This window comes from Lacticaseibacillus pantheris DSM 15945 = JCM 12539 = NBRC 106106 (assembly GCF_001591865.1).
Taxonomy (GTDB): Bacteria; Bacillota; Bacilli; order Lactobacillales; family Lactobacillaceae; genus Lacticaseibacillus; species Lacticaseibacillus pantheris.
The window spans coordinates 1-12,406 of record NZ_BCVS01000073.1; the positions used below are offsets into that span (position 1 = coordinate 1).

Annotated in this window: 10 protein-coding genes and 1 other annotated feature; of the genes, 3 read left to right on the top strand and 7 right to left on the bottom strand. The window is 53.3% G+C overall.

All coding sequences use genetic code 11. The features are described from left to right. Positions 1–119 precede the first annotated feature (119 nt). Positions 120–629, top strand: a complete 510-nt coding sequence (locus tag LPA02S_RS08160; RefSeq protein ID WP_054650852.1) for a YbhB/YbcL family Raf kinase inhibitor-like protein — start codon at positions 120–122, stop codon at positions 627–629. A 48-nt stretch (positions 630–677) separates the two neighbouring features. On the opposite strand, the gene LPA02S_RS08165 is transcribed toward LPA02S_RS08160, so the two are convergent. After that, on the bottom strand, positions 678–1,583 hold the full coding sequence (locus tag LPA02S_RS08165; RefSeq protein ID WP_054650850.1) for a transcriptional regulator: 906 nt from the start codon (positions 1,581–1,583) through the stop codon (positions 678–680). After that, complete coding sequence (locus LPA02S_RS08170; RefSeq protein WP_056956822.1) at positions 1,580–2,467, bottom strand: helix-turn-helix domain-containing protein; 888 nt, start codon at positions 2,465–2,467, stop codon at positions 1,580–1,582. The genes LPA02S_RS08165 and LPA02S_RS08170 overlap by 4 nt, the downstream gene beginning before the upstream one ends. A gap of 671 nt (positions 2,468–3,138) precedes the next feature. Further along, positions 3,139–3,377, top strand: a binding site (T-box leader). Between the two features lie 194 nt (positions 3,378–3,571). Between LPA02S_RS08170 and brnQ the strand changes: the two genes are divergently transcribed. Then, complete coding sequence (brnQ, locus tag LPA02S_RS08175; RefSeq protein ID WP_056956823.1) at positions 3,572–4,984, top strand: branched-chain amino acid transport system II carrier protein; 1,413 nt, start codon at positions 3,572–3,574, stop codon at positions 4,982–4,984. A gap of 110 nt (positions 4,985–5,094) precedes the next feature. Here the strand turns inward: brnQ and LPA02S_RS11695 are convergent, their stop codons facing one another. Continuing rightward, on the bottom strand, positions 5,095–5,250 hold the full coding sequence (locus LPA02S_RS11695) for a hypothetical protein (protein WP_156302159.1): 156 nt from the start codon (positions 5,248–5,250) through the stop codon (positions 5,095–5,097). Positions 5,251–5,279: 29 nt separating this feature from the next. Beyond that, positions 5,280–6,023, bottom strand: coding sequence for a phosphate signaling complex PhoU family protein (locus LPA02S_RS08180; protein ID WP_162204105.1), 744 nt, complete (start codon positions 6,021–6,023; stop codon positions 5,280–5,282). 427 nt (positions 6,024–6,450) lie between these two features. Here LPA02S_RS08180 and LPA02S_RS08185 point away from each other — a divergent pair, with 427 nt between their 5' ends. Continuing rightward, a complete protein-coding gene (locus tag LPA02S_RS08185) occupies positions 6,451–9,072 on the top strand; it encodes an SEC10/PgrA surface exclusion domain-containing protein (RefSeq protein WP_056956824.1) in 2,622 nt (873 codons plus the stop codon). Between the two features lie 581 nt (positions 9,073–9,653). On the opposite strand, the gene LPA02S_RS08190 is transcribed toward LPA02S_RS08185, so the two are convergent. The 3 genes from LPA02S_RS08190 to LPA02S_RS08200 all read right to left on the bottom strand — a co-directional run bounded on the left by LPA02S_RS08190 (position 9,654) and on the right by LPA02S_RS08200 (position 12,275). After that, positions 9,654–10,637, bottom strand: coding sequence for a DUF1002 domain-containing protein (locus LPA02S_RS08190; protein ID WP_056956825.1), 984 nt, complete (start codon positions 10,635–10,637; stop codon positions 9,654–9,656). 113 nt (positions 10,638–10,750) lie between these two features. Next, the gene (locus LPA02S_RS08195) at positions 10,751–11,281 is read right to left on the bottom strand and encodes a dihydrofolate reductase (RefSeq protein WP_056956826.1); all 531 of its coding nucleotides are present in this window, start codon (positions 11,279–11,281) and stop codon (positions 10,751–10,753) included. 43 nt (positions 11,282–11,324) lie between these two features. Continuing rightward, positions 11,325–12,275: a thymidylate synthase gene (locus LPA02S_RS08200; RefSeq protein ID WP_054650836.1), complete on the bottom strand. Its 951-nt coding sequence runs from the start codon at positions 12,273–12,275 to the stop codon at positions 11,325–11,327. Positions 12,276–12,406: the final 131 nt, after the last annotated feature.

Consider the following 12,406-nt stretch of genomic DNA (forward strand, 5'->3'; position numbering starts at 1 on the left):
ACAAAGCCGCAACCCCACCACCACTTTGCCAGCACAGTCCACATCCCCCACCACTGAGAACCGCCACTTAACTCGTTGGAACGAGTATAATGAAGTTAACAAGAAAGGAATGACCATGTATGCACATTATTGTGGAAACACCAGAAGGCTATCTCCCAGATCAATACGGTAAGTACGCTACTGGCGAGGATATGCGCAATGGCTTCCCCGTGACCAGCTTCCCGTTTCAGGTCACCGACATCCCGGCGGACACGGTTGCCCTCGCCCTAACCCTCACTGATTACGACGCCGTGCCGGTATCCGGCTTCACCTGGATTCACTGGATTGCAGCCGACATCCCGGTCACCCTCGCCAACATGCCAGCTAACGCCAGCCGTCAGCTGGCCGGCCAGTTCGTGCAGGGTCGCAACTCAAACGCTGGTAGCTACGTCCGCAACACCGACCCGGAGATTTACCAGCGCTATACCGGACCGACACCACCCAACGCGGACCATGACTACACGTTTACGGTTTACGCACTCAATACCACTTTGGACTTGCCGGAAGGTTTTTGGCTGAATGAGTTACGCCACGCATTGCCTGGACACGTGCTCGAAGAAGCTTCAATCGACATTACTAGCCGGGTGTAGTTTGCACGGGTTTACAGGTTTTCAACAAGCATAAAAAAATCTCCGTCGTTACGACGGGGATTTTTTATGCTTGTTGCTTGTTGCTACGACCAAACCGTTATTATGGGCCGTGGTCAACGCCGCGCGCGTATCACGCAACAAATCACAATAGAACGGCGTCGCCACAATCGCCAGGTCATCCTGTAACTGGTCTAACGCGGCGACCGACTCCATGGAGTGGTCCAGCGCGTCGACCAACGTCAACTTTGCAATCCGTAACAAAAACATCTGCTGGGTGCGGACCGACGGAATTGTGGTTTCCCGGCAGAGATCGATGCAAAGTCGCACGGTCTCACCGTCACCATTTCGCAAAGCTACCTGCTCAGCTCGGATTAGCAGTTGCAGCCACAGGAACGTCATGTCGCCTGGTGGATTCATTGCCGAGTTTAGTAGCCGCCGTTGCTGATCGGCAGACCACTGGTCCCAGAGCCCGTAAGCAATGTAGTAGTCCGCTTTGAGCCAGTAGTTCACCCGGGACAGGTCGCGCCAGTATTTTTGTACTAGTTGCGGAGCGTGGTAGTGGGCAAGCAATGCTGGCGAATCCATCACCAAACGCACGTGGCTGAGGTAAAGTGCATCAACGCAGTACAACCGCACCGCGCCGGGTAGCCGCGTCTCGTTTCGGTTCACAAAGGTGGTCACCCGATTAATCAGGTCATCAACGTTCGTCACATTTTTGAGGTCCACTAACGTCTGATCAAAATTATCTGCCACCTCCGAGCCATAACCCTCTTCAGGCAGTAAACCCAGTAGGTCCCGCAAAGTTTGCATCCGGGACGACCGCAATTCCTGCTTGTCGTGCTCGAACCGGGACAAATCACCCGAACTAGCAACTACATCCAGGTCACGCATCCTGTAGCCACGCCGTTCCCGCAGAGTGGCATAGTATTGTCCTCTTTGGTAAGAATCGGTCATCGTAACCCCTCCTCACACTGGTGCCAGTATCTATACCACCGCCGCAATTCGGTTGCTTGCAAGGCGTCGATGCGGTACAGAGCGCCGAGAAACTTCTCCACTGCCGTAGCGCTGACATCACTGCGTGCCCGGTATTCTGCGTCCACTAGGCCCATAAACCGGTTGATATAAAATTTATACAAATCGGGCTCCTGATCACCATACATCTGGCTCACTTTGTACGCCCAATCAACCGCAGTATCATCATTGTCCGTCGCCCCAGCTTGGAATACCGCCCAGACCAAGGGTTGCAAGGTGATAACATGTAACATTGACGGCATCGTCAACACATCCAGGTCGTTGACGTGATTAATGAGCCGGTGTAAATATTTCGTGGGTAAAAAAGGCACAACTTTGCTAGCAAATAAAAAATCTAACTGTACCCATGGCCCAGGCGATAAAAAGTAATGTTCCACCACCACTAATTCCGAATCCAACAGTCCCTCAATTACACCCCGTTTGACCAACACATAGTGATTAATCAAAATCATTAACATTTTTTTGGCCCAGGAATCCGGCAAAGTGGACGCCTGCAACTCCTCGGCTAATGCAATCAGTTGACGCGGACCAGAATGAAAATCTGCTCGTACAATGCGGCCCATCCAATCGCGTATGCTGATTTCGCTAGCGCCACTATTACGACCCAGATACTCACCCAGATCGGTATCCGTTAAGCCTAGCTGCAGTTGCAATCGATGCAGTCGGTCCGCACTAATGGCCAAGTTACCCCGCTCAAAGCGAGATAGACTAGCAACTGACCACCCAGCTGCAACCTGTTGCAACGTTAATCCGCGGCGTTTACGTACTTCACGAAAAAGCGCGCCAATCTGACCGTAGTCCGCCATGCGCATCCGCCTCCCAGTAACCTTACTCCATAGATCTGCTCATCAACCCCGTATTACTTTGTCCGGTAGTAATCGCTCCAAATCGACTACCATCACCCAGATATTCTGCCTTCTGAACGCTCGGGCTCGCTCTCTACCTAAACGAGCTCCCCCCGAGCAAAAGCCTGCGTGTAACTGACTACGCTGTTGAAGCCAAAACCCGGCTTTCCCATCGCAGTACGTTACACTCCGACTTCTGAACGCTCGGGCTCGCTCTCTACACAAAAAGCCGACCGCCCGCATGCACCCCTGCACACGGGAATGGGGGTAGTGCCACACTGGATGTTGCGTTTATGCAAATCATCTGGTGTTGACACTAACTAACCCAAGTCGGCCGACTCGATTTTTGTTCGTGTTTTGAGCTTCTTTCTACATTACACCACAAATGTAGAAAAATTAAAAGGTTTATTGTCGATACTGATAGCCCCGATTAATTACGACACAATCCATTCGTACATTGATATTATCCACCCGTTATCAGGCTAAAATCACATTAACGACAACATAGATAACACGCGGCTCACTTTAATGGCCGAGAAGATTATCAATTGTCACAATGGCTCAGAAATAAGATTAAATTCAAATTAGTGTTGACAAACTACTTTGCCACGCTATACTAAGTAACAACAAATGCAAATGCGATGAGAAAGACCAGTAGTTACCGTACAACTTTCAGCGAGCTTCGTTAGGTGAGAGGAAGCAAGGGTTGCGGTGATGAATATCCCTTTCGAGCCGGACACCGAACTTACAGTAACGTGTCATGGGGACACCCATTATCGTGTCAACGTATCGCCTGCGGGCCGTACGTGGTGAGGTTGTACCGGTGACGGTACGGCGAATTAAGGTGGTATCGTGCTTAGGCACCCTTAGCTAATAATAGCTGAGGGTGTCTTTTTATTTGCCCCGGGTGATGACACGATATTTATTATTTCTACATGCGCATTGGTGAATACATATTCAACAAAGGGGATGGTGGCCGTGGGCAGCGACATTAGCAACATTAAAACGCAACGACGCAATGAAGATCGGGGCCATTTACAGTTGGCCTCCTAGGAGGAACTATTTATGCAGGATTTAACAAAGGAACCACGATTGTCCAAGAAACAATACTTAGTTGTCGCATCCATGCTGTTCGGCCTGTTCTTTGGGGCCGGCAACCTGATTTTCCCGCTCCACTTAGGCCAGATCGCTGGTCATAATTGGTTGCCCGCCGCGCTCGGTTTCCTGGTGACGGCGGTCGTCCTACCACTACTATCCGTTCTGGCCATCAGCGCCGTCCACGCCGAGGGTGTCTACGACGTGGGTCGTCCACTCGGCCGCTGGTTCGCACTACTATTCATGGTCTTAATTCACTTTACCATCGGACCATTGTTCGGCACACCCCGTACGGCAACCGTTTCATTCACCACCGGGGTGGCGCCACTGTTACCAAAGTCGTGGGAGACTGGCGGACTATTACTGTTCTCCGCCCTGTTCTTCCTGGCGGCATTCCTGCTATCGTACAAGGAACGCAAGATTACTTCCGCTGTTGGTAAGGTTTTGAACCCAGTATTCTTGGTACTGCTATTCTTCCTGTTCTTCGTGGCCTATTCCCACGCGCTCGGCAACCCCAACGCGCAGGCCGCCACTACCGCCTACCGTAACGGCGGCATGAGTTTCTTTAACGGCTTTCTCCAGGGTTACAACACCATGGACGCCCTCGCCGGTCTGGCCTTCGGGGTCACCGTCGTCACCGCCGTCCGTGGCCTGGGGCTAAAGCGTGAAGGTTCCGTTGCCAAAGTCACGGCCAAAGCCGGCGTGATGGCTACTGGTGCTATCGGCGTGGTCTACCTCTTCCTCATCGTCCTGGGTTCCATGTCCGTATCCCACTTCAAGCCGAGTGCTGAGGGTGGCACGGCGTTCAACCAGGTTGTAACCTACTACTTTGGTACTGCCGGCCACGCGCTGTTAGCTACACTACTGACCGTCACCTGCCTCACCACGGCCGTCGGTTTGGTCGCCGCCTTTGCACAGGATTTCCACAAGCACTTCCCGGTATTGAGCTACGTTCAGTGGCTCGCCCTGATGGCCTTTGCGTCCTTCCTGACCGCTAACTTCGGCCTGGAGACCATCATCGCCTGGTCCACACCAATGTTGATGTTCCTGTACCCATTCTGCATGGTGCTCATCCTGCTCTCCGTAACCGCGCACTGGTTCGGCAGGGACCCCGTCGTTTACACCTTGACCGTGGGCTTCACCACGATTCCCGCTGTGCTCGACATGGTTGCTTCCTTCCCGGCAGTGGTTAGCCAAAGTAGCGTAGGCGTTGCGCTGACGCACTTCCGCGACTCCTTCCTGCCGTTCGCAAGCCTTGGCATGGGCTGGGTCGTCCCAGCAGTCGTGGGCCTCGTTCTTGGCTTAGGATTCCACTTTGCAAGCCAACGCCGCCAAGCCGGTGCTGCAACCAGCAACGACGTTCAGCCTGACAACGCGGACTAATACACGCACACATCTTTTCCACTAAATACAATACGCAAAGGCGCCTGCCAGCCGTAATCCGTAATTCAGGATTATGACCGACAGGCGCCTTTGTTTTGCGTGCAATACACTTACTGACGTTTATGCCGCCGTTGCCTTAACGGCTGGGCGGCTAGCCGACGTATAACCTCGTGCCGGGCCAAAGTGGTATCCGCCGTACCCCACATTGCCCAGCCGGTGACAATCATCGCAATCACTGCCGCAATCATCCACAACCAGATATTCATTACGCCACCCCCACATCGTGACGAATTCACTACTCATCTAGTAACTGTCCGTTATGCTCGTGGTGCAAGGCCACCAACGTCCCGGTGGCCCGGTAGACAACCCACTCCGCGATGTTGACCGACCGATCGCCACTTTGCGACAACAGGCGTGCCACCGCCAGCGCTGGTTCCCCGGGAGTGATTGGTCCCAACAGGGCGCGAATCCGCACGTAAAGACGGTCAACTTCACGGTCACTCAGAGCGACTTCCTGCGCAACGCCAGCATCACGCCGAGCGTACGCGTGGACGGCCATCCCCAGCATTTTGCCCACCTGGTTGAGCATGGCGGTCAGCCACACATCAGCCTGATTGTTGGTCGGGTGACCCCTGTGGGCAAAGTTGGTCGTGGTAATCACCGCGATGGCAACCGCATAATCACCGAGGCGCTCCAGTTCGTCGGTCACTTTTAGCAGCGTCGCAATGTCCTGCCACCTTTGCTCGTATCCTGTCCCAGCAACCGCATCGCGCAACGCCAGCTGGTCAATGCGTAACTCATCATCGTTCAGTTGTCCATCCATACTGATGACCAACCGCGCCGCAGCGGGATCCTGTCGTAGAAAGGCACTAGTAGCCGCGGTAAGCTGGTGGCTAGCACGGTGCGCCATCCGCACTAGTGCGTTAACAATGTCATCATCTTGAATCCCAGTTACCACGGCCAGCACGCCCTTCCCGTTGGATTGGTTCCGCCTCTTCACTACACCACCAGTGTAGTCAGCCCGTGTAAAGACCAACACGAAGTTTGCGTATCCTTTGTATGCATGGAGTAAATGTTTGGTAAAGGGGGACATTAAAGCGGTATTCATCCGATTGGGGTTCGCTGACGAATTGGCCACCTATATGTATTATTCAGTGGCACTCAAATGATCACGCCAATCGAAGACACCCTTTCCGGCAGGTTCACCACCATCAGGTCAATCACAATAACAATGTGCATTCATCAATGGATTGCGTATATGCAATCTTTTTGACAGCCAGATTTTGCGTTTACGCAACAGCAGTCACAAGCTTTGCACATCCGCAATAATTGCGGCGTATCAAGCACTTTTAACGACTTACTGCACCCCAATTTTGGTCAGATTGTACACAGCATAACAAAACTGATGCTACAATAAATTTCGTTATATCGGGTTGAGTTACATAACACATTGGAGGAAATAGTCCATGGAGAAGAAACTAAGCAAAACCACATCAGTTGCACTACTGACCGCCGCCGCGTTGGGCGCGGTGGTTTTGAGCAACAAGCCAGTTACAGGCGTCTTTGCTGCGACTAACGATGGGTACGTTGGTACGGCGGAGAATTCGCAGGATGTCGACCCCACCACGCTGACTGAGGCGCAAAAGGCGGCCACCAAACAACGCGATGACGCGCAAAACAAGGTGGACGAAGCCGACGCTGCCACTAGCGCTGCATCGACCGCAGCTGCCAGTGCTGCTGCCGCACAATCGGTAGCACAGACCAGCGTCGCTAGCGCATCCGCCGCCGTTTCTAGTGCGGCCAAGAACGTCACCCCTACCGATGGCGTGACCCAGGCACAAAAGGACGCAGACGTTGCCTCCGCAGCCAGCGCCGTAACCACGGCGACCGCGGCGGTATCCTCGGCGCAGACACAGCAAGCGCAGAAGGCTAGTGACGTTAGCGCCGCTCAAAGCAAAGTTGACACTGCCAACGCCGCTTTGTCCGCCGCACAATCTGGTACCGTGAACGGACAAAAGTCTGCGGACGTGCAGTCGGCCGAGAAGGCAGTTAGTGACGCCCAGGCGGCCGTGGATGCAGCTACGTCGGCGGCGCAGAGCGAGGCGGAAGCGTCGAACGACTTCTTCATTGTGAGCGCGAAGAACCAGGCTAGTTTGGCGAAATCCGACTTAGGATATGCTCAAAATACATTGAGCGAAACACCATCGAGCCTGTCTACAAAGGAATACAGCGGATCAATTGGCGATGGTGAAACGCTGGCCTACGCAGTAACTGCTGGCAAGACCACTGATAAATCAACATATGGGGATTACAACACAAAAAATTCTGACGGGTCATTTGTTTGGGACGGCAACGCTTTGCCAACTAAGATTGCGGCGTATACAGATGCTCAGGCCGAAAGCTTCTCAATGGATTCTCAAAGTTTTCTCAATCCCGTTACAACCACCGATACAGTCTGGTCAGGTGATTCAATAAACGGTCAGCTCACTTCTGCTCAACAAGCTGAGTTGAATACCTACCTTATCGGTCTGTTAAATACGTACCGTTCAGAATTGGGGCTTCCTGCAATTGCTTCAACCTCCGCAGTATACAACGCGACTCAAAAGCGCGGGCAAACGCTTATTCCTGAAATAGACACAAGCCATGACAAATCTATTACTAACCCTATTTTCGAGTCAGCCGGTTTGGAGGACCCAGCGGAGTGTTTAGCCGGTGTCAACTACGCAGGTGGAACCATGCTTGATATGATGCAGAATGCGGCATTTGCCCTAGAAGACTTTCTAGATGGTGATGCCGACAGCAACTGGGGCCACCGTCAAATTCTTCTGAGTGAAAGTTGGAACGTTGCTGATGGCGCCTTCTCAGTCGTCGAGACTGCCGGTGGTTGGGCCATGGTCTTTAACGGTGTGCAAGAGGTTGATAACAGCGGCTCCGCGCTAGTTAACACCAAGCTGGCTAACGTACCAACTGAAACCACCGTTACCTCAGCCAACCCGGACTACGCCACCGCCAAGGCGGCAGTAGCCACTGCCCAAAAGCAATACGACCAGGCCGCCGCATCACTCAAGACGGCCATCGCTCAATACGCTGATCACCTTGCAGCAACAGAAGGCTATGACGCCAATGTTGCCCTAGACGCCGCCAAGGCCGCACTCACCAAAGCACAAAGTGAGTCCGACACGGCTGACAACACGGCCGCTGTTAAGAACGCACAGACTGCCCTCGACGCTGCCAAGGCTGCGTTGACTAGTGCCCAAAGCGAATCTGACGGTAACGTGGCGGCCACCCAAGCAGCTTTGACTGCCGCTAAGGCCGCACTTACCAAGGCACAAAACGAGAAGGTAGCCGCATCAACCAGTCCTGCTCAGCAGGCACTCGCTGACGCCCAGGCTGCGTTGACCAAGGCGGAAGCAACACTCGCCGAGGCTACTACTATTGCTGACCAGGCGCAGAATGATGTCGCTGCGGCTAAGCAACAGGCGGCCACTGCCGCGGCTGCTTTGAGCCAAGCACAGGCCGCACTCGACGCTGCTAACAAGGCCGCATCAACGCCTACCGACCCCACTAGCACTGGCACCGACAACAGTACGTCTGGCCAGAATACGACCGATGATGGTGACAGTGACACGAACAACCAACCCGCTACTAATAATAGTGACAGCGACACGGACAACCAGCCTGCCACTAATCAAAGTGACAGCTCAAAACCTACTCAGACTACAGGCACAAACGGTCAAACGCCAGCCACCACTGATACGGATAGTAGCAAGCCGGCTACATCAACCACAACCACGAAGGCTGACGCAACTGGTAAGCAGTCTCAGCAGGCCACGACCGTTGTTCTGAGCAACAAGGACAATGCAGCCAAGACCGCAGTTAAGCTGGCGGATGTGCGCTCGACGCAGTCGCTAGCAACCACGGCGACTAGGCCTGCTGCTAGCGCCACCGCAACGACCAACAATACCGCCGCGAAGGCTTACCCTCAAACCGGTGACAACAATGATGTTGCCGTCGCAGAACTGGGTGTGCTGACCGTTCTCGGGACACTCTTCGGCCTTGCCGGGGTTTCTAAGCGACGTCGGAACTAGTCGCTAAAAAGTTACAAGAGTTAAAAAGAATCTGCCGAGACTATTTATAGCTATCGGCAGATTTTTTCATCGTCCTAATATTTTTGGAATTATAATGACCTCAGGGCTGTTTGTATTTATCTTTTTGGGTGGTGTATCGGGCTGTGTAATCAACACTCAGTTAAACGGAGGAGCAGGCATGCACAAATAGTGGCGTTGGGTTCTTTACTTAATTCAGGTAGTAATTCTAATCGACATCACGCTCAGACAAAATCGTCTGGATAATGGCGTCTACATTTCTGGCCACTCGATTCTGACCGTGATGCTCTATTTAATTTTACTGACGGTGATAAACCTACTGCTTTACTGGCTGTGGGACAGATACCACCGTATGCACCAATAAAATGCAAAAAGGGATTGTGACAGAAGCCTTTAGCACACGAACGATACATCGTGGTCGCGCGCCAAAAGGCAGCTCCCTAACATACAAGACGGCATCAGCAAAAATCCTAAGTTCGGGATTTCCACTGATGCCGTCTTGTATATCGGGGGCTAACCGCCTTTTGGCACAGCCCCATTTTTTAACGTCTTCATTTCAATAGTTAGAACAAGCTCAAAATCCAGTTATAGATGTTGGTAAAGAAGCTCACGATACTCTGCCACAACGAACTCCACCAGCTACTGTCGGCGCCGTCAACCGAGCTCTTAATCTTATCAAAGAGTCCCTTCGCCGAACTTTGGATGCTGTTGGCGAGGTCGCTAGCCTGCTGCTTGAAACCGCTACTCTTCAACGCACCCGAGTTCTGGATCTTCACCATCAGGTTGATGATCTGGGTCCGCTGATTGTTGTTTATAATCGTGCCGAGGTTGTTGTTTTTGAGCTCGCTATCCACGATGTTACCAATCTGGTTGCTGGACAACGTCTGCTGGCCGTTGTTACTGTCGGTCGCCATCTGCTTCTTGATACCCGCAACCGCGTTGTTCAGCTGCTTGTCGGTGTAACCGTCTTTGTCCTTGTTCGCCTGCGTGATGTCACTCAGCGTGTTCACTTCGTCCTGGGCAGCCGTCACCTGCGACTGGTTCAACGTGCTACCGTTCGCAGCAAAGGCGGCGTACACGCCCGCCAGCGCACCGGAACCATCAATCGATACCGGGCTGGTAATGTAAATGTTGGCGTTAGTTACACCAGCCGTAATCGCGGCGTTCCGGTACTGGTTCGCCGTGATGGTCGTAATGTTGTTTGTGCCGTTGTAATCGACGATTTTTACGTTAATCCCGCCACTACTAGTTTTCTGCACCAGGGCCGATGACCACACGCCCGACGTGCTGGTGAAGCTTTCACCGCTTGGGTTCAAGTACTTCACCAGCGTGGAGCCGTTGACCGTCAACGTGTCGTAACTGCTCCCAGTCCCCGCCGCACTAGTCAGCGTGTTGATTACGCCCTGCTGTTGACTACTGGTCAATGACGAACCCAAAGTAGCAACGGGTTTGTCCCAAGCCGCATCAGTATCAGCGGACACTTTGTGCGTGCCCAAGCCCACTATGGCCACGGCTATTGCTGCAAGAGCAAATAAGAATTTTTTCATTACATATCATCCTCGAATTAAATTATGACGCTACCATAATTTTACCCAGCAAAAAGGCGAGCCGCTAGCCCGCCGTTATTTCTTTACTAAAACACACGTTTCACTAGCTACGTTCAACCCTCACTAGTGTGTGGTGGAATCGGGGCGTACACCCACTCTTCAAACGTATGCGTCAGCTGCGGATCGGCGTTGTTCACCGTCCGCGCAGACTCACGCCGGTACTGGGACCAGGCTAACTCCACCATCTTGGTGTCACCTTCGACCGCTCCATGAATCCGCGTCACGAAGAGCCTGTCGGGATTGCCCACGGCTTCAACGAAGCTGTTAAAGACGCCCGCCCCGCCAATTACAAAGGCGGTGTCGTGTCCGGCGTCAGTGACCGCCGCCAAGGCCTCCTGAATTGAATGAACCACCAGGACGCCATCAGGCACCGCCAAATCCTGCTGGTGCGTCAAAACAATGTTCAGCCGTTGCGGTAAGGGCCGGCTGCCCATCCCCACAAAGGTCTTACGGCCCATGATGATAGCCTGATTAAGCGTGGTGGCCTTAAAAAATTGCAGGTCATCCGACAAATGCCACGGCAGTTTGCCATCGCGGCCAATAATGCGGTTTCGATCCTGTGCCCAAATGAATGCTGTTTCCATGCGCTTCGCCCCTTGCACCCTACATACGTGGTTGATGCCCTAATTATACAGCTACCGGTGCCTTAATGGCAGGTAGCGGGTCATAATTGACTGCTTTGATATCATCCATGCCAAAGTCGCTCAGGTCGTGCTTATCTGGGTTCAACCACAGCTGCGGTGCTGGTCGTGGTGTCCGGCTGAGCTGCTCGCGAACCTGGTCCACATGATTCTTGTAGATTTGAGCATCCCCAAGCGTGTGGATGAATTCGCCAACTTCCAGGTCGGTCGCGCGGGCTACCAACGACAGTAGCAGGGCGTAACTGGCAATGTTGAACGGTACGCCAAGGAAAACGTCGCCCGAGCGCTGGTACAGCTGCAGGGACAGCTTCCCGTCGTTCACGTAGAACTGGAACATGGTGTGGCACGGCGGCAAAGCCATGGTGGGCACGTCCTCGGGGTTCCAGGCGGAGACAATCAGGCGGCGGGAATCGGGGTGCACTTTGATTTGTTCAATCACGTTACCCAGCTGGTCGATGGTATCACCGTTGCTGGTACGCCATGCGCGCCACTGACTGCCGTAGACGTTACCCAGGTCACCGTAACGGGAGGCAAAATCATCATCGTGCAGGATGCGGTCATCAAAGGACGCCTTCTGCTCCTGGTACTGGGCGTCAAACGCGGTGTCAGCGAGGTGCCGCCGGCCAAAGTCGGTCATGTCGGGGCCTTGATATTCGGACGACTCCACCCACTTTTTGAAGGCCCACTCATCCCAGATGTGGTTCTTATGTTGCAACAGGAAACGGATGTTGGTGTCGCCGCGCAGGAACCAGAGTAGCTCACTTTTGATTAACCCTAGTGGCACCTTTTTGGTGGTTAACAGCGGAAAACCTTCCTGCAAGTTAAACCGCATTTGGTAGCCAAACACGCTGTACGTGCCGGTTCCGGTGCGGTCGTCCTTGTAGTGACCATCGTCAAGGACGTGGCGGGCAAGGTCTAGGTAAGCTTGTTCAAGCATCGTGGTTCCTCCTCAAGTGTTATTAATTGCTACCATCATAACCCATCCCGCCTCAACTCACCACCACAAGTGTTGCGGGTGTATGGGACCGGCAGCGTTGGTCGGGGTGGTAGGCTACGGCTTTCGTGGGG